Here is an 18,617-nt window from a genome sequence, read left to right as displayed (position 1 = left end):
GGTGGGCAGGCAGTGAGGCCAATTTAAGAGGTTGCCTGAGGTGGATAAAGGTGGGGCGGAGTACTTCATTAGTGATGCTATGTAATCAATCGAGACGTCCGGCGCTGCGTTTTTTTTACTGCTCCCTGGAATAACCGCCCTCCCCGCGCGTCTTGCCTACATGCTTAAGGCAGGCTGCAAACGCCTTGAGTGCTGGCCGATAACCCCTCACTTACGGACGTGCCCCACATGCTTAAATCCACAGTCAAAACCCTGTTGCTGCCTACACTGATGGCCGCCGCGATGCTCACCGGCCAGGCCTATGCCGCCACCCCGGCGCCATCAGACACCACCGTGGTGCTGGTGCACGGCGCCTTTGCCGATGGCTCCAGCTGGAACAAGGTGATTCCGCTGTTGCAGGCCAAAGGCTTGAAGGTGGTGGCGGTGCAAAACCCGCTGACGTCCCTGGCCGATGATGTGGCCGCCGCCCAGCGGGTGATTGATGCCCAGAGTGGGCGAGTGGTTCTGGTGGGCCATTCGTGGGCCGGCAGTGTGATCACACAGGGCGGCACCAGCGACAAGGTCAAGGCACTGGTTTATGTGGCCGCGTTCGCGCCGTCCGAGGGCCAGAGCTCTGCCGAGTCCGAGAAAGGCTACCCAACCCCGCCGGGTATCGAGACCATCAGTGCCGACGCTTCCGGCTACCTGTATTTGCCCGCCGCGTCCGTGGCGAAAAACTTCGCCCAGGACTTGCCTGCCGACCAGGCCAACCTGATTGCCGTGACCCAGGGGCCGATTCTGGGCAAGGCGTTCGACGATAAAATCACGGTCGCCGCCTGGAAAACCAAACCCAACTATTACATCGTCGCCGCCAAGGACCGCATGATCGACCCGGGCCTGGAGCAGGCCTACGCGAAGAAAATCAATGCCACCACCACCGTGGTGCAAACCAGCCATGTGCCGATGCTGTCGCAGCCGCAAAAGGTCGCAGATGTGATCATCGCAGCCGCCAGCAAGCGCTGATCGCAGGTATAAAAAAACCCCGAACCAGTCGGGGTTTTTTATCGCCTTGAATCAGGCGCGACGCCGAATCAATTAGAAAACGTTGATTGGGTAGTCGGCGAACAGGCGGATCTCGTTACCACCCACGTTGTAGTTGCTGGCGTTGTTGGAAACGCGCAACCACGACGCACGGGCACGCAGGCTCAGGTCTTTCGCCGGGCCGCTCTGTACTACGTATTTGAACTGGTTGAAGATTTCACGCTCGGTGCCACTGCCGCGGTTGGAACCGTCGTCAATGTTGGTGCCGCGCACGTAGGCGATGTTGTAGGTCAGGCCAGGCACGCCGAAGGCGCTGAAGTCCAGGCCGTAGCCTGCTTGCCAGGAGCGCTCGTCCTTGCCGTTGAAGTCAGACCAGTAGGAGTTGGCCAGCAGGATGGTGTTGCCACCGTCGCCGATGCCGCCTGCGTTGCGGTAGCCGCCGTACAGGTAACCGGTGTCACCGGTGCTGCGCTGGTGAGCCACGGTGAAGCTGTGCGGGCCAACGGCCCACGTGGCGCCCAGGCTCCAGATTTTGTTGTCGCGAGCGTCGGCGTCACCTTGGTTTTCCAGGGCGAAGCTACGGTCGAGCTTGGTCTTGTAGCCGTTGAAGTCGAAGGTCAACGATTGCTTCTCTGGCAGGGCCAGCACGTAGTTGACGTTGACGTATTGCTTCTTCAGCACGTCCTGCATGTTGGAAGCGTAGAGCGCTGCCGACAGGCTTTCGGTGAATTTGTAGCTACCGCCGATGTAGTCGATGCTTTTCAGCGCGCCACTGTCGGAACCCTCGGCGCTCTTGCGAGCTTCCTTGGTGAAGTGACCAGCGTCCAGTTGCAGGCCGGCGATTTCCTTGGAGACGATCGAGGTACCGGTATAGGTTTCGGACAACAGGCGGGAGTTGTCGTATTCCAGGACCGGCACGGCTGGCATCTGATCACCGTACTTGATCACGGTGTTGGAGATGCGTGCCTTGACGGCAGCGCCGCCCTTGGCCAGGTCGTTGGCCGCTTCGCCGCTGTCGCCTTGCTTGAAGAAGTCGATACCGCCAGCGCCGCTGCGACCTTTACCACCATCCAGGCGAATGGCGTATTGGCCGATCACGTCCACACCCACACCAACGGTGCCTTGGGTGAAACCGGATTCGAACTTGCCGATGAAGCCCTGGCCCCATTCGGCTTTGTCTTGCTTGCCGTTTTTGTAGTCGCGGCTGATGTAAGCGTTGCGTGCCGCGATGTTCAGGTGGCTGTCTTCAACAAAACCCTTCGATTGGGATTGGTCGTCAGCCATTGCTTGCGTAGCGCTCAAAATCCCCAGAGCGATCAGCCCCATCCGTTGCTTCAACATTTTCTTATATTCCTTATTACTGGTTGAGTACGCGCTGTGACACCAGGCTCCGTGTTGCTTTTCTGGTGTCGACTTTCCCAGATAAAAAAAGGCCCGCGGACGACGTGAAATGCCGCGGGCCTTTTTTTATTGGGGAAGTCATGGCGGTTAGCCACAGGCGTTGGGGCGAATCCTATCCGCGCCCTTTACTGTGTGTCAATTTCGTGAATCTTCTGTATTTAGGCTAAAAAAGTCTAAGAAACATTAAATAGCCATCATTGCGCAAGGCTCTATCAAGCGCTTCCTGGATCTGCACCCCCCTGCAGGCCACACATTGGTGCACTCGATTGGGTGGGTTGAATCGAAATTGCGACTCTTTGTCTCAGCCACTCAACGAAGGCTTCTGGCTTGCCCAACCAGGGGCTGATATCGAGCAATTGCAGTTGCCCATTCTGCTCCAGGGCCAGTGTGGGGAAGCCCTGGCCGCCGACTTTTGCCAGCCATTGGCGGCTGTCATTGATGTGCGCTTGAGTTGCTGCGCCAAGGATTTCACTGAAAGCGGCGGTGAAGGCTTGGGGATCCAAACCGATGGATTCGGCCAGGGTCAGCAGCACGTCCTTATCGGCAATTCGGCGACCTTCGACGTAGTGCGCCGTTTGCAGACGCGCCAGCAGTTCCAGGCCTCGACCGGCGATTTTTTCTGCGGCCAGCACGGCGCTGGTCGGCGGGGCTGAGTCGAACACCGCACCGTGGTCCCGCAACAAACCTTCGAAATACGCTTCGCCAAACGGTTGCCCGGTGTACTCGGCGATGCGCCGGTCGTGGGGCATTACGTAGTCACGCAACTGCGGCGATACGGATTGGCGATTTGCGCCGGTCATCATGCCGCCGCCATGCAACTGGATCGGTAACACGCTCCGGGCGGCGCTCAGCAGCGGCTCGGCGCCGTAACACCAGCCGCACAGCGGGTCGTAAATGTAGTGAAGTGTGGCTGCCGACATGACGGGCTCCGATGGATGTTGATGACCGGCAGATTAGTCTTACGCACAATTGGGAAAAACCCCGGATCGGCTTTCAGACTGTTTCGAGAATCGGTCGAATACCCTTGAAAAACATACGCCGTAACATTTTTCAGAAAGGTCCGCCTAGGAATAGATAACCCGCGCAAATAGTAAGCATTACCATTAACGCACTTTTATCCTGCCAACCTTTTTGGATACACACCCCGATGCCTGCCCTTCGCCTGACGCCCATGACCCTTGGGCTCTCTGTTCTGCTGTCTGCCGGATTTACCTGCGCTGCCACTGTCCTGCCGGAAACCTCCGTGAGCGCCGAAGCTGACGAGGACGACCCGCGCGTCAAGGAAACCAGCACCGCCACCCGCACCGCCACACCCGTGCGTTATGTGCCCCAGGCCATCGACTCGGTAAAAACCGACAACCTGCGTTCCTACGGCACCAATGACCTGGGCCAGGCCTTGAGCGGTATACCCAACGTCAGCAGCGGCGCCGACACACGGTTCGACAGCCTGCGCATCCGCGGCTTCGACGCCAGCAACGATTTCTACCTGGACGGCGTTCGCGACGACAGCCAATACGTGCGCGACCTGCACAACATCGAACGCATCGAGGTGCTCAAAGGCCCGGCAGCCGTGTTGTACGGCCGCGGCGGCCAGGGCGGCATCGTCAACCGTGTGAGCAAGCTGCCCCAGGCCGGTCGCGCCTCCAGCATCGAGGCCCAGGGCGGCAGCAATGATTTGCGCAGCCTGTACGCCGACCTCAGCACCGACCCCACCGACACCATCAGCCTGCGCCTGAACATGGGCAACCAGGACAACAACAGTTTCCGCGACGGCGTCAGCGGCAATCGCCAACTGTTTGCGCCGTCCATGAGCTGGCAACTGAGCCCCGACCTGAACTGGCTGGTGCAGTACGAATACAGCCGCTACAACCGCACGCCGGACCGGGGCATTCCCGGGGTCAATGGGCGGCCGGCAGATGTCAGCCGCGGCACCACTTATGGTGACAAGCGCGATTACATCGACGACACGTCACAATCCCTGCGTTCGCGGCTTGCCTATGAGCTGAACGACAGTTGGCAACTGCGCCATACGTTGGGCGTGTTCACCCTGGACAGCGACTTCGATAACACTTACGCCGTCAGCTACGACCCAAAAACCGGCAAGGTCGGGCGCCAGCGCTGGCAGCAGGACTTGACCACCCGCAACATCCTCAACAACGTCGAACTGGAAGGCGGCTTCACCACCTTCGGCCTGGAGCATCGCTTGCTCACCGGAGTGGAATTGGGCAACCAGCGCCGTGACCCGAAACTCTATCGAGCGCCGCTCGCCGCTGTGCCGAGCGTGGATGTGTACAACCCCAACCCGGACCTGCGCCACTACGGTCGCCTGCCGGCATTCAGCAGCAGTCACACCGAAGCGCAAAGCCAGGGCGTGTATGTGCAGGACCAACTGCGCCTGAACGATCAATGGCAACTGCTCGCCGGTTTGCGCTATGACCGCTTTGATGTGGAGTCCACCAACAAGCTGACCAACGCCTCGGAACAGGTCGTGAGCCACAGCACCAGCCCGCGCGTGGGCCTGGTCTGGACGCCGCTGGAACACCATTCGTTCTATGCCTCGTGGAGCAAGACGTTCTCGCCGACCGGCGGCGGCCTGATCGGCATCACGCCCAATGCCACGGGCAACGCCAACGACCTGAGCCCGGAGCTGACCAAACAGAAGGAAATCGGGGTCAAGAGCGATTGGCTCGACGACCGCCTGAGCACCACCCTGGCGGTGTATGAACTGGAGCTCTACAACCGCCGCACCCGCGACCCGCTGGACCCGACCATCACCCTGCTCAGCGGCGAGCAGCGTTCCCGTGGCGTGGAGTTGACCGCTACCGGCAAGATCATCGGCAACTGGTACGTGCGCGGTGGCGTCGGCCTGCAGGACGCCACGGTGGTGAAAGACAACAATGGCTTTGAAGGCAAGCGCATCAGCGACGTGGCCAAGCGCAACGCGAGCCTGTTCGTCACCTGGAAACCGGAGATGGGCTGGTACGCGGAAACCGGGCTGACGCTGGTGGGTGAGCGTTATGCGGATAACGCCAACACGGTGGCGTTGCCGGGTTATGGGCGTTGGGACGCACTGGCCGGGTTCCGGCAGAAGGAATGGGATGTGCGGGCGGCGCTGAACAATATCAGCGACAAGACATACTACGCGTCAGCGACGAGTGCGGCGCAGATTCAGTTCGGCGACCCGCGCAGTCTGGTAGTGACCGGAACCTACAGTTTCTAACAGGCTTGCGTGGCGAGGGAGCTTGCTCCCGCTGGGGTGCGAAGCGCCCCCAAAATAGGCGACTGTGTTTTTTCAGATAGAACTCGATGATCTGTTTTGGGGCTGCTGCGCAGCCCAGCGGGAGCAAGCTCCCTCACCACAAGGTCCAGTGCAACATTGAAAACAACCGTCAGCCTTGCATCAATTCACACAACGCCTGCACCTCGTCCTCGCTGAACAGTCCCGCCGGGTACCGTTCGCTCATCACCCGGCGCGGGTCGGGCGTCCTGATCTGCCGCGAACCGTTTGCCTTCAACCAGAGCGCCAGCGCGTGGATCGCGTCACCGTTCACCCGCAAAGGGTGGAACGTGCGCGTGTACATCAGGTTGATATCGGCATTCATTTCAGCGCTCTCTCCGACGGCATGAGCGGCTAACTTACTCAAGGTTTATGACAGAACCGCTTAGTCATACACCGTGCTGTGTGTCGCAACAGCGATACAAGAGCTATGCCAATGTGCCCGGTTTGTCGGCACTTGCACACAAAAAAGCCCGCGAACCTGACGGGCCGCGGGCTTGCTGTAAGCGCGCAAAACATGGCGCACTCGATTGCCGTTAAACCCGGCACCAGGCTGTTACAAGTGCACTCAGTTTTTATGCGGCGCCGGCTGTTGCTGGGTCAGACAGTGGATGTTGCCACCCCCCAGTAACAGTTCGCGGCCAGGCACCATCACCACTTCATGCTGCGGGAACAGGCTCTGCAGAATCTCCTTGGCGCGGCTGTCCAGCGGGTCGTCGAAGCTCGGCGCGATGATGCCGCCGTTGACGATCAGGAAGTTGACGTAGGAACCGGCCAACCGCACGGTGGGATTGCGCTCCTGGGTGCCGTCTACCGGGTCCACGCCTGCGCATTCTTCCTCGGTGGCGTACAGCGGCCCCGGGATCGGCATTTTATGCACTGTGAACGAGCGGCCCTGGGCGTCGGTGCTGCTTTGCAGTACGTCCATGGCGGCATGGCAGCGCGCATAGTTCGGGTCTTGCGGGTCGTCGGTCCAGGCCAGCAACACTTCGCCTGGGCGTACGTAGCAGCAGAAGTTATCCACATGCCCGTCGGTTTCGTCGTTGAACAGGCCATCCGGCAACCAGATGATCTTATCCACCGCCAGGTTGGCGCTGAGCACCGCTTCGATTTCCTCACGCTGCAGGTGCGGGTTGCGGTTGCGGTTAAGCAGGCATTCTTCAGTGGTGATCAGGGTGCCTTCGCCGTCGACGTGGATCGAACCGCCTTCCAGCACAAACCCTTCGGTGCGATAACGCGGGCTGCGCTCGATCTCGAGGATCTTGCCGCCCACCTGGGAGTCGCGGTTCCACGGCGAGTACAAGCCGCCATCAAAACCGCCCCAGGCGTTGAAGTCCCAGTTCACACCACGCACTTCACCGCTGTTGTTGATCACGAAGGTCGGCCCGGTATCGCGGACCCAGGCGTCGTCGCTGGACATTTCCACCAGGCGAATATTCGGCACGTCCAGGCGCGCCCGGGCGTTTTCGTACTGGCCGGCCGAGACCGCCACGGTCACCGGTTCAAAACGTGCGATGGCCTTGGCCACCGCCACATGGGCGGCCTGCGCCGGCTTGCCGCCCAGGCGCCAGTTGTCCGGGCGTTCGGGCCAGATCATCCAGGTCTGGGTCTGTGGCGCCCATTCGGCAGGCATGTAGAAGCCGTCGGCGCGGGGTGTGCTGTGCAAAGTGGTCATGGCGATTCAGGACTCCAGGGAACCGTCGAGGGTTTTAAGCGCACCATACAGGTTCGGACGGCGGTCGCGGAACGAACCCCAGGCGCTGCGAATGTGTTCAAGTTCATCGAGATCGAAGCGGTGCACCAGGATGCCTTCTTCGGTTTCGTTGAGTTCTTCTACTTTCTCGCCGAACTGATTGGCAATGAAGGACGAGCCGTAGAAGGTGATGTCGTAGCCGTCTTGCTCTTCGTTACCGATGCGGTTGCTGGCGATCAGCGGCATCAGGTTGGCGCCGGCATGGCCTTGCTGTACCCGCTGCCAGTGGTCGCGGGACGAAATTGTCTTGTCGTGTGGCTCGCTGCCGATGGCGGTCGGGTAGAACAGGATTTGCGCGCCTTGCAGCGCCATGCTGCGTGCGGCTTCCGGGAACCACTGGTCCCAGCAGATGCCCACGCCGATCTTCGCATAGCGGGTGTTCCACACCTTGAAGCCGGTGTCGCCGGGGTTGAAGTAATACTTTTCATGGTAGCCCGGGCCGTCCGGGATGTGGCTTTTCCGATAAATCCCGAGGTTGGAGCCGTCAGCGTCGATGATCGCAATGCTGTTGAAACGGGCGCGGCCGGCCAGTTCATAGAAACTGATGGGCAACACCACCTGCAGTTCCCGGGCGACCTTCTGGAAGTGCTTGATCGCGACGTTATCTTCAACCGTGGTCGCCAGTTGCAGGTAGTCCGGGTTCGGCTTCTGGCAGAAGTACGGGGCCTCGAACAGCTCCTGGATCAGGATGATCTGCGCGCCCTTGGCGGCGGCCTCACGCACCAGCCTTTCAGCGGTTTCGAGATTGGCATCAAGGTCCCAGGAACAGGCCATCTGGGTCGCGGCAACGGTAACGATACGGCTCATGAATCATCTCCTCGGCGGCGGGCAAGTGGACGCCTTTATAGCGGATAAAAATCGGCTTTTGAAGCTAATAAATATCCGCTCATCGAAAAATGATCAAATTTTACCGATAACAATCGAGTTTATTGTTACAAGCCTTCCTCCAGAACCTTCGCCAGCATGTCGACGAAGAAATCCACACTGTGCCGTGAGGTGACCATCGGCGGCTTGATCTTGAGGATGTTCAGGTAGTCGCCGGTGGGCTGCATGAAGATCCCCAGTTCCCGCAGCCGGTCACACAGCAGCGCAGTCTCTTCGGTGGCCGGCTCCAGGGTCTGTCGATCGCGGACCAATTCCAGCCCCAGGTAAAACCCGGAACCATGCACCGCGCCCACCAATGGATACTGCTCGACCAGCGCCTCCAACCGCGCCTTGAAGTGTCCGCCCACCTCCTGGGCGTTTTCCCACAGCTTTTCTTCCTCCATCACATCCAGCACCGCCATGCCGATCCGGCAACTCACCGGGCTGCCTCCCGATGAGGAGAAGAAATAACCCTCGGCCTCCAGCGCCTCGGCGATTTCCCGGCGGGTGATCACCGCGCCCAACGGCTGGCCATTGCCCATGCCCTTGGCCATGGTGATGATGTCCGGCACCACGCCCTGCTCTTCAAAGCCCCAGAAGAAATGCCCCATGCGCCCGTAGCCCACCTGCACTTCGTCGGCGATGCACACGCCGCCCTGCTCACGAACCAGCGCGTACACCTGCTGCAAATAACCGGGCGGCAAGGAAATCCCGCCGGCATTGCCATACACCGGCTCGCAAATGAAACCCGCCAGCTGGCGATTCTGCGCGGCGATTTTCGCCAGGTTGTGTTCCACGCTGCGTACGTAGTCGGGGGCGCTGTCCTGCCCGCGAAACTCGCCGCGATAGGTATTCGGCGCGGTCACCGGGTGCACCCAGTCCGGGCGGCTGCTCAAGGCCTGGGGGTTGTCGGCAATCGAGGTCGACACCGCATCCGCCGCCACCGACCAGCCGTGGTACGCCTCCAGCACGCTGAGCATGTCGCGCCCGCCGCTGTAGGCCCAGGCCAGGCGAATCGCCAGGTCGTTGGCCTCGGTGCCGCTGTTGACCAGGAACACCCGGTCCATGGAGTCCGGCGCCAGCGCCAGCAAACGCTCGGAGAATTCGGCAATCGCCGCATAGTGGAAGCGCGAGTTGGTGTTGAGCAGCGACCATTGCCGCGCTGCCACCTCGGCCATGCGCGGATGACCGTGGCCGAGGACGGCGACGTTGTTGAGCATGTCGAGGTACGAACGGCCCTGCATGTCGATCAGGTGGTTGCGCCAGCCGCGCTCGATGCGCGGCGGGTCGACGTAATAGTGCTTCTGCGAGCGGGCGAAACTGGCGTCCCGACGCGCCAGCAGGGCTTCGGGGTCCAGCTCCGGCTCGGCGTCGCAGGCCAGTCCCAGCAAGGTAGCCGGGGATGGGCAGAGCGTTTGCCATGCCGCCGCCCGGGAAGGCGAGCAGAACAGCGGTGGCTCAAGCTCGGCGCGGCACAGTTGTACTGTCAGCGGCGCGACCACGTCGCCGATTACCTGGCCTTTTACCACTGCGGCGCCGTGCTTCAACAAGGCGTTCACGCCCCACAACCGAACACTCAACTGGGCGCTATGCAGGCTCAGCAGGCCATCGGCGCCATGGCGCAAGGTGCCGGCGAACGGTGCTTCCACCGTGGCGCCCAAGGGCATGTGCAGCTCTACGTGAAGCGCGAAGGTGTCCGGTTCCACGGCACTGTCGGGTTGGGTGCGGGACAGACGGTATTGACCATAACGACTGGCTGCCAGGCCATGGACCACGGCCGCTTGTTCCAGCAATCGGCGATCAATGCCCTCCTGCTCCCAGTTACCGGCCTCGAAATGCGGGCTGAGCACGCCCAGATCGATCAACGCGAATTCACGCCCAACGAGCCCCGGCAACAAAGGCGCGAAGCCTTCACCGACAATCGGCGGCAATTCGGCACCGACGCAGTTCAGGATCGCCGCCTCCATCAATTCAAAGGGCACCGAGGTGGCTACGTGGAAAATTTCCCACTCATGCTCGGCATTCTTCAACAGGTAGGCGTTATCCGGGTCCAGGCGTTGCTGCTGTTCACTGCTCAGCACCAACACCGCGGCCCGCGCGACGATCAGCGGCCATAGCACCTGCAACTCTTCGTGCTGCAACGGCGTGATCCGGTGGCACGCCTGGATCGCCGGCAGGATTGCGAACGGATCACCCTCGGCATGATGCAGCAGCGCCGCGCAGGTCACCGACAGGTCGGCAATGCGCCAGGTGCGCACCAGGTCGCCAAAATCAATCACCCCCTCAATCTGCCAATGCCGCTGGGCATCACGCTGCCAGACCACGTTGTCATCGGTGATGTCCATGTGCACGGCTTGCCAGGGCAGGCGGTCGGCCAACGGCCGCAGACGCTGCCCGACCTGCTCCACCACGCGCTCCAGCCCGGCCCGGTGCGGGAGGTTTTCGAGGGTCGACAGCAAATGAGTGATCAGCTCAAGGGCATGGCGTGGGTCCCATTGCAGGGTACGTTCCAGGCCCGGATGCTCGAAGTCGGCCAGCGCCTGGCTCATCCGCCCGCAGAGTTCGCCGAAGCCTGCGATCACCTCGCGCCCCAGATGGGGCAGATGGGTCAGGGGCTGGCCGTCGATGTAGTCCAGCAGCCGCAGGTGCACGGTTTGCCCGGCGACGGTCTCGGTCAGCAGTTCTTCGCCAGCAAGCGACGAGATCACCTTGGGCACCCGTACATCCGAATGGCCCTGCAGATGCTTGAGGGCTGCGTGCTGGGCCTGCAACTCGACGGCGGCGTAGTCGCCCCGGCAGATTTTCAGCACAAAGCGGCCACGCTCGCTGTCGATACGGTAGTTGAGGTCTTGCTGGCTGCCGAGGGACTGCAACGCCCCACCCAGGCCGTAATGCTGCTCAAGTAGCTGCGTCGCAGGCACAGGCCCGACTTGCGGGCAAGGCAGGCTGGCGCGATGAATCAACGTGGCGAGCAACATGTGAAGACCCCTGGCTTTTTTATCAGGCGCTTATATCGCCATTGTTGACGGGGGTTACGCAACCCCCAGTCCCGCGCAGTGCCGTCAATCTGACTGTGGCCCCTTGCACCACTTGGCTCCACAACTCAAGCTATGCTCCATTCGCTTAATGTCTGTCTAAGGAAAAGGGCCTCCGACATGCGCATTCTCATCACCGGCGGCGCCGGATTCATCGGCTCCGCTCTGATCCGGCACCTGATTCAACACACCGGGCACGAAGTGCTCAACCTGGACAAATTGACCTACGCCGGCAATCTTGAGTCGCTGGCCAGCATCGCGAGCAACAGCCGCTACGAGTTCGTCCAGGCCGATATCATCGACCAGGCCACCGTCAGCGCCGTCCTGGCGCGCTTTGAGCCCCACGCGATCATGCACCTGGCGGCCGAGTCTCATGTGGACCGTTCCATCGACGGCCCGTCGGATTTTATCCAGACCAATATCGTCGGCACCTACAGCCTGCTGGAGGCCGCACGCGGTTATTGGCAGAAGCTGGAAGAACCGGCCAAGAGTGCCTTCCGCTTCCACCACATCTCCACCGATGAAGTGTATGGCGACCTGCACGGCGTCGATGACCTGTTCACCGAAACCACGCCCTACGCCCCAAGCTCGCCGTACTCGGCCAGCAAGGCCGCGTCCGATCACCTGGTACGCGCCTGGCAGCGCACTTACGGCCTGCCGGTGCTGTTGACCAACTGCTCGAACAACTACGGGCCGTTCCACTTTCCCGAGAAGCTGATTCCGCTGGTGATCCTCAACGCCCTCGCAGGTAAACCATTGCCGGTGTACGGCGACGGCCTGCAAGTGCGCGACTGGCTGTTCGTCGAAGACCACGCCCGCGCGCTGTTCAAAGTGGTGACTGAAGGTGTGGTAGGCGAGACCTACAACATCGGCGGCCATAACGAGCAGAAGAATATCGACGTAGTGCGCAGCATCTGCGGCCTGCTGGAAGAACTGGCACCACAACGCCCGGCGGGCGTGGAGAAATTCACTGACCTGATCACTTTCGTCAAGGATCGCCCGGGCCACGACCAGCGCTATGCGATCGACGCCAGCAAGATCGAACGCGAGCTGGGCTGGGTTCCGCAGGAAACCTTTGAAACCGGCCTGCGCAAAACCGTGCAGTGGTACCTCGATAACCTGGAATGGTGCCGCAGGGTCCAGGACGGCAGTTATCAAGGCGAACGACTGGGCAACACCGACTTTAAGGATCTGATCGCATGATGAAGGGAATCGTACTGGCCGGTGGCTCCGGCACGCGTTTACACCCCATTACCCTGGGCGTTTCCAAGCAACTGTTGCCGGTGTATGACAAGCCGATGATCTACTACCCGATCTCGGTGCTGATGCTGGCCGGGATCAAGGAAATCCTGGTGATCTCCACCCCGGTAGACCTGCCGCAATACCGCAACCTGTTGGGCGATGGCAGCCAGTTTGGCGTGCGGTTCACTTATGCGGAGCAGCCGTCCCCGGACGGCCTGGCCCAGGCGTTTTTGATTGGCGAAGAGTTTATCGGCGATGACCCGGTATGCCTTATCCTGGGCGACAACATCTTCCACGGCCAGCACTTCGGCGAACAACTGCGCACTGCTGCCGAACGCCCATCTGGCGCCACGGTATTCGGTTACTGGGTCAAGGACCCGGAGCGTTTCGGCGTGATCGACTTCGACAGCCAGGGCCGCGCGCTGTCCATCGAGGAAAAACCAGCCAAGCCAAAGTCGAGCTACGCGGTGACCGGCCTGTATTTCTACGACAACGACGTGATCAAGATCGCCAAGGCGGTCAAGCCATCGCCGCGCGGCGAATTGGAAATCACCGACGTCAACAACGCCTACCTCAATCGTGGCGACCTGCACGTGGAGCGCTTCGGCCGTGGTTTCGCCTGGCTCGACACCGGCACCCACGACAGCCTGCTGGAGGCCTCGACGTATGTGCAGACCATCGAGCACCGCCAGGGTTTGAAAGTGGCGTGCCTGGAAGAAATCGCCTACGAGAACGGCTGGATCGACCGTGACCACTTGCTGGAGCGGGCCAAGTACTTCGGCAAGACCGGCTACGGCCAATACCTGTATTCACTGGCCGGGGAGCAAAAATGAAGGTCACCGACACGGCGTTGCCGGGCGTATTGATCATCGAACCGAAAGTGTTCGGTGACGAGCGCGGCTTTTTCTACGAAAGCTTCAACGCCCGCGCCTTCGAAGAGGCCACCGGGCTCAAGCGTGATTTCGTGCAGGACAACCACTCGCGCTCGCAAAAAGGCGTGCTGCGCGGCCTGCATTACCAGCTCGAACATACCCAGGGCAAACTGGTGCGCGTCATCGCCGGCGAAGTGCTGGATGTGGCCGTCGACATCCGCCGCAGCTCGCCCAACTTCGGGCAATGGGTGGGCGTGCGGCTTAGCGCCGATAACCATCGTCAGTTGTGGGTACCGGAAGGTTTCGCCCACGGCTTTGTGGTGCTGAGCGACTACGCCGAGTTCCTCTACAAGACCACCGATTACTATCAGCCGAGCGCCGAGCGTTGCATCCTCTGGAACGACCCGACGCTGGCCATCGACTGGGAACTGACGGAGACGCCGCAACTGTCCGCCAAGGACCAGGCCGGGAAAAGCCTGCAAGAGGCCGACCTGTTCCCATGAAAATCCTTATCAGCGGCCAACATGGCCAAGTCTCCCGGGAGTTGCAACAGCGCCTCCGGGGCCTGGGCGAGTTGATCGTGCTGGGCCGCGATCAACTGGACCTGGCGCATCCCGAGCAGGTCCGCGACCAAGTACGCGCCCATCGCCCGGGCCTGATCATCAACGCAGCCGCCCATACGGCCGTCGATCAAGCCGAGAGCGAGCCGGACGTGGCCTTCGCCATCAACGCCACCGCGCCCGGGATTTTTGCCGAGGAAGCCAAGGCACTGGGCATTCCGCTGATTCACTATTCCACCGACTACGTGTTCGACGGCAGCAAGGCCGCGCCCTACAACGAGGACGACGCAACCAACCCGCTGGGCGTCTATGGCGCAAGCAAGCTGGCGGGCGAACAGGCGATCGCGGCCGTCGGCGGTGAACACCTGATCCTGCGCACCAGCTGGGTCTACTCGACCCACGGCAAGAACTTCCTGCTGACCATGCAACGCCTGCTGCAGGAAAAACCGCAGATGCGCATCGTCGCCGACCAGATCGGCGCGCCGACCTGGGCCGGGACCATCGCCAACAGCACCCGTGCACTGATCGAGCGCTGGCAGGCGGGCCAGGCCGGTGATTGGGGTGTCTACCACCTGACGGCCCAGGGCGAGACCTCGTGGTTCGGCTTTGCCCAGGCCATCGGCGAGCAACTACGGGCCAACGGTCGTGCCTGCGCCGAGCTGGAAGCGATTCCCTCCAGCGCCTATCCAACGCCGGCCAGGCGCCCGCTGAACTCACGCCTCGATTGCAGCCGCCTGCAACAGCAATGGCATGTCTCGCAACCGCAGTGGCATGACGCATTGCGCGAGTGTCTTGCCGAGCAGCACTAGGCATAATGCGCCTGTACCCACAGGCGCACGACTCCCATGACTCCACCCCTTCCGCGAAGACCCCGCTGGCGCAGCCTGGCATTGCTGGCGCTATGCCTGGCACCGCTGTTGTGGCCGCTGGAGCACTTGGCCGAGCGTTATTACCGCAACGAACTGGCCGGTCAGAACCGCCAGACGCTGGACCTGTACGTCGCCAACCTGCTGGGCACCCTGCACCGCTACGAAGTGTTGCCACAAATCCTCGGTGACCTGCCGGCCCTGCGCACCGCCATCGACGCGCCTCACGTCAGCACCAACCTGGTCAACGCCAACCACCTGCTCAAGGACGTCGCCGCCCAGGCCGGGGTGGAAGTGATGTACCTGATGGACACCACCGGCAAGACCCTCGCCGCGTCCAACTGGGACAAGCAGGACAGCTTCGTCGGGCGTAATTTTTCCTTTCGCCCCTACTTCAGCGAAGCCATGGCCGGGCGCCTCGGGCGCTTCTTCGGCCTGGGCACCACCTCGGCCAAGCGCGGTTACTTCTTCGCCGCCGCCGTACGCGATGGCGACAAGATCATCGGTGTGCTGGTGGTAAAGGTCGACCTGGACCACACCGAAAGCCTGTGGGGCAACACCCCCGAACAACTGCTGGTCACCGATCACAACGGCGTGGTGATCCTGACCTCGCGCCCGCAATGGCGCTTTCGCGCCACCCGGCCGCTGACGGATGAAGAACGCCGCGCCATCATCGCCATCCAGCCCTATCCGACCCGCGACCCGCAGCCGCTGAGCCTCAGCCCGACGGCGTGGGTGCGCCAATCCACCGACATCGCCGAAACCGGCTGGAAAGTCGAGATTCTCGCGCCGCGCACCTTGATCAGCCGCCCGGTGCGCACCGTGGTCGCGGTGGGTGGCGCCGCCTTGCTGGTGCTGATGCTGTTGCTCGGCCTGATGATGCAGCGCCGTCGTCACTACCTGGAACGCATCGCCTTCGAAGCCAAGGCCCGTCGCGAACTGGAGATGCGCGTGATCGAGCGGACCAGCGACCTGGAAGGCCTCAACCGACGCCTGAAACAGGAAGTGCTGGAACGTGAACATGCCCAGCAGGAACTGGTGCGCGCCCAGGACGACCTGGTGCAGGCCGGCAAGTTGTCGGCGCTGGGCACCATGTCGGCGAGTATCAGCCATGAACTCAACCAGCCGTTGGCGGCGATTCGCAGCTACGCGGAAAACGCCGGGATTTTGCTCGACCATGAGCGCACCGACGACGCCCGTGGCAACCTCAAGCTGATCAGCGAGTTGACCGGGCGCATGGCCTCGATCATCGCCCACTTGCGCGCCTTCGCCCGGCGCGACCGGCATGCGCCGGAAAGCGTGGCCCTGCAACCGGCCCTGGACGATGCCCTGGCGCTGCTGGCCAAGCGGCGGCGGGCAATGGAAGTGGAACTGATCCGCGACCTGCCCGAGGCCACCTTGTGGGTGGCGGCCGGCGAAACCCGCCTGCGCCAGGTGCTGGGCAACCTGTTGGCCAACGCTCTGGACGCCCTGACCGAAAAAGGCCCGCCGCGCAAACTCTGGCTGAGTGCCCAAACCACCGAACAGGGCGTCAACCTGTACATTCGCGACAACGGCCCGGGTTTCTGCATGGAAGCCCTGGGCCGCGCCAGCGAGCCGTTCTACACCACCAAGACCCGCACCCAGGGCCTGGGGTTGGGCCTGGCGATCTGCGACACCCTGATGCGCGCCTTTGGCGGTGAACTGTTGTTCGCTAACCACAAGGAAGGCGGCGCACTGTTAACCTTGAAACTGCGCGCCGGAGCACCGGGTGTCAGTCTGCAACCGTCCGAGGACCGCAGTGTATGAGTATCGATAACCAGATTCAGGTGGTGTTGATCGACGATGATCCACACCTGCGTCAGGCCCTCTGCCAGACCCTGGACCTGGCCGGGCTGAAAGTCCTGACCCTCGGCGAAGCCCAGGGCCTGACCGCGCGCCTGTCCCGGGATTGGCCGGGGGTTGTGGTGAGCGACATCCGCATGCCCGGCATGGACGGCCTGGAACTGTTGAAGGAACTCCACGCCCAGGACCCGGAGCTGCCGGTACTGCTGATCACCGGCCACGGCGACGTGCCACTGGCGGTGCAGGCGATGCGCACCGGCGCCTACGACTTCCTGGAAAAACCCTTCGCCAGTGACGCCCTGCTCGACAGCGTGCGCCGCGCCCTGGCCCTGCGCCGCCTGGTGCTGGACAACCGCAGCCTGCGCCTGGCCCTGAGCGACCGTCAGCAATTGAGTACGCGCCTGGTGGGCCACTCCCCGCAAATGCTGCGCCTGCGCGAGCAGATTGGCGCGCTGGCGGCGACCAAGGCTGATGTGCTGATCCTCGGTGAAACCGGTGCCGGCAAGGAAGTGGTAGCGCGTGCGCTGCACGATCTGTCGAACCGCCGCAGCGGCCCGTTTGTGGCGATCAACGCCGGCGCCCTGGCCGAGTCGGTGGTGGAAAGCGAGTTGTTCGGGCATGAGCCAGGGGCCTTTACCGGCGCCCAGAAGCGGCGCATCGGCAAATTCGAATTCGCCAACGGCGGCACGCTGTTTCTCGACGAAATCGAAAGCATGAGCCTGGATGTGCAGGTCAAGCTGCTGCGGCTGTTGCAGGAGCGTGTGGTGGAGCGTCTGGGGGGCAACCAGCTGATCCCGCTGGATATCCGCATCATCGCCGCCACCAAGGAAGACCTGCGCCAGTCCGCCGACCAGGGGCGCTTCCGGGCGGACTTGTATTACCGCCTCAACGTTGCGCCGCTGCGCATTCCACCGCTGCGCGAACGGGGTGAGGATGCGTTGATGCTGTTCCAGCACTTTGCCGACGAAGCCAGCACACGCCACGGGCTACCGATGAAAGAGCTGCAACCGGGCCAGCGCGCGTTGTTGTTGCGTCACAGCTGGCCGGGCAATGTGCGCGAGCTGCAAAACGCCGCCGAGCGTTTCGCCCTGGGCCTTGAACTGGCGCTGGACAGCACCCCCGACAGCCCTTCGCCGGGCATCCTCACCAGCACGCCCGGCGGCTTGAGCGAACAGGTCGAACAGTTTGAAAAAAGCCTGATCGCCGCCGAACTGGCGCGCACCCACAATTCCATGCGCAGCCTCGCCGAGGCATTGGGCGTGCCGCGTAAAACCCTGCACGACAAACTGCGCAAGCACGGGCTGAACTTCGCTGACAGCGGCAACAGTCACGCTGACGACGAATGACCCTTTTCCCCCTGCCACGAGGCCACCATGAGTCGCGATAGCCGTTACCTGGAATCGATCCTTCACCACGACATTCCCCTGACCCGGGAAATGGGCCTCAAGGTTATCGACTGGCAGGACCGGCAGCTGCAACTGCGCTTGCCGCTCGACGCCAACATCAACCACAAGAGCACCATGTTTGGCGGCAGCCTGTATTGCGGCGCCGTTCTGGCAGGTTGGGGCTGGCTGCATTTGCAGTTGCGCGAGGAAGGGATTGAAGACGGGCACATCGTGATTCAGGAAGGGCAGATCAGTTATCCGCTGCCGGTGACCACCGATGCGACGGCGATTTGCCAGGCACCTGATGACAAGGTGTGGAAGCGATTCGTCGCCACCTACAAGCGTTATGGCCGGGCGCGCTTGGCGCTGGAGACGTGGATCGTCAATGAGGGCAGTGAAGAGCGGGCCGTGGCCTTTACCGGGCAGTACGTCCTGCACACATAACAAATGTGGGAGCGGGCTTGCTCGCGAAAGCGGTGGATCAGCCAATACATCTGGTGACTGACACACTGCCTTCG

The 18,617-nt window shown here is 62.0% G+C and carries 15 protein-coding genes; 9 read left to right on the top strand and 6 right to left on the bottom strand.

The genetic code is table 11. The features are described 5' to 3' along the window. Nucleotides 1-228 precede the first annotated feature (228 nt). Complete coding sequence (locus HX817_RS18070) at nt 229-1,002, top strand: alpha/beta fold hydrolase (RefSeq protein ID WP_177040760.1); 774 nt, start codon at nt 229-231, stop codon at nt 1,000-1,002. Between the two features lie 72 nt (nt 1,003-1,074). On the opposite strand, the gene HX817_RS18065 is transcribed toward HX817_RS18070, so the two are convergent. Further along, on the bottom strand, nt 1,075-2,361 hold the full coding sequence (locus HX817_RS18065; RefSeq protein ID WP_003218115.1) for an OprD family porin: 1,287 nt from the start codon (nt 2,359-2,361) through the stop codon (nt 1,075-1,077). A 272-nt stretch (nt 2,362-2,633) separates the two neighbouring features. Further along, nucleotides 2,634-3,341, bottom strand: a complete 708-nt coding sequence (locus HX817_RS18060) for a DsbA family protein (protein ID WP_177040758.1) — start codon at nt 3,339-3,341, stop codon at nt 2,634-2,636. Nucleotides 3,342-3,568: 227 nt separating this feature from the next. Here HX817_RS18060 and HX817_RS18055 point away from each other — a divergent pair, with 227 nt between their 5' ends. Further along, nucleotides 3,569-5,641, top strand: coding sequence for a TonB-dependent siderophore receptor (locus tag HX817_RS18055; protein WP_177040756.1), 2,073 nt, complete (start codon nt 3,569-3,571; stop codon nt 5,639-5,641). Nucleotides 5,642-5,810: 169 nt separating this feature from the next. On the opposite strand, the gene HX817_RS18050 is transcribed toward HX817_RS18055, so the two are convergent. From HX817_RS18050 to HX817_RS18035, 4 genes are all read right to left on the bottom strand, one after another. After that, nucleotides 5,811-6,023 carry a hypothetical protein gene (locus tag HX817_RS18050; RefSeq protein ID WP_003213240.1) on the bottom strand — a complete coding sequence of 71 codons (213 nt, stop codon included), beginning with the start codon at nt 6,021-6,023 and terminating at the stop codon, nt 5,811-5,813. 243 nt (nt 6,024-6,266) lie between these two features. Continuing rightward, nucleotides 6,267-7,373: an agmatine deiminase gene (aguA, locus tag HX817_RS18045; protein WP_102604451.1), complete on the bottom strand. Its 1,107-nt coding sequence runs from the start codon at nt 7,371-7,373 to the stop codon at nt 6,267-6,269. A gap of 6 nt (nt 7,374-7,379) precedes the next feature. Continuing rightward, nucleotides 7,380-8,258 (bottom strand): N-carbamoylputrescine amidase, encoded by an 879-nt coding sequence (gene aguB / locus HX817_RS18040; RefSeq protein ID WP_177036533.1) that lies wholly within the window; start codon nt 8,256-8,258, stop codon nt 7,380-7,382. Nucleotides 8,259-8,383: 125 nt separating this feature from the next. After that, entirely contained in the window at nt 8,384-11,293 is a 2,910-nt protein-coding gene (locus tag HX817_RS18035; protein ID WP_177040753.1) for an aminotransferase, read from the bottom strand. Nucleotides 11,294-11,470: 177 nt separating this feature from the next. Here HX817_RS18035 and rfbB point away from each other — a divergent pair, with 177 nt between their 5' ends. The 7 genes from rfbB to HX817_RS18000 are packed head-to-tail and all read left to right on the top strand — an operon-like array spanning nt 11,471 to nt 18,543. After that, nucleotides 11,471-12,553: a dTDP-glucose 4,6-dehydratase gene (gene rfbB, locus HX817_RS18030; protein ID WP_008435746.1), complete on the top strand. Its 1,083-nt coding sequence runs from the start codon at nt 11,471-11,473 to the stop codon at nt 12,551-12,553. After that, entirely contained in the window at nt 12,550-13,425 is an 876-nt protein-coding gene (gene rfbA / locus HX817_RS18025; protein ID WP_177009293.1) for a glucose-1-phosphate thymidylyltransferase RfbA, read from the top strand. The genes rfbB and rfbA overlap by 4 nt, the downstream gene beginning before the upstream one ends. Further along, nucleotides 13,422-13,967 (top strand): dTDP-4-dehydrorhamnose 3,5-epimerase, encoded by a 546-nt coding sequence (gene rfbC, locus HX817_RS18020; protein ID WP_177021900.1) that lies wholly within the window; start codon nt 13,422-13,424, stop codon nt 13,965-13,967. The genes rfbA and rfbC overlap by 4 nt, the downstream gene beginning before the upstream one ends. Next, nucleotides 13,964-14,833, top strand: a complete 870-nt coding sequence (gene rfbD / locus HX817_RS18015) for a dTDP-4-dehydrorhamnose reductase (RefSeq protein WP_177040751.1) — start codon at nt 13,964-13,966, stop codon at nt 14,831-14,833. The genes rfbC and rfbD overlap by 4 nt, the downstream gene beginning before the upstream one ends. Nucleotides 14,834-14,869: 36 nt before the next feature. After that, nucleotides 14,870-16,678 carry an ATP-binding protein gene (locus HX817_RS18010; protein WP_023659335.1) on the top strand — a complete coding sequence of 603 codons (1,809 nt, stop codon included), beginning with the start codon at nt 14,870-14,872 and terminating at the stop codon, nt 16,676-16,678. Further along, a complete protein-coding gene (locus HX817_RS18005) occupies nt 16,675-18,060 on the top strand; it encodes a sigma-54 dependent transcriptional regulator (protein WP_003213224.1) in 1,386 nt (461 codons plus the stop codon). Before HX817_RS18010 ends, HX817_RS18005 begins: the two co-directional genes overlap by 4 nt. A 27-nt stretch (nt 18,061-18,087) precedes the next feature. Further along, nucleotides 18,088-18,543: a YiiD C-terminal domain-containing protein gene (locus tag HX817_RS18000; protein WP_003213222.1), complete on the top strand. Its 456-nt coding sequence runs from the start codon at nt 18,088-18,090 to the stop codon at nt 18,541-18,543. Nucleotides 18,544-18,617 lie beyond the last annotated feature (74 nt).

Source organism: Pseudomonas sp. C6002, assembly GCF_013385805.1.
Taxonomy (GTDB): domain Bacteria; phylum Pseudomonadota; class Gammaproteobacteria; order Pseudomonadales; family Pseudomonadaceae; genus Aquipseudomonas.
The sequence above is the reverse complement of the archived record's forward strand: the minus strand, read 5'-3'. Positions and strand labels throughout refer to the sequence as shown.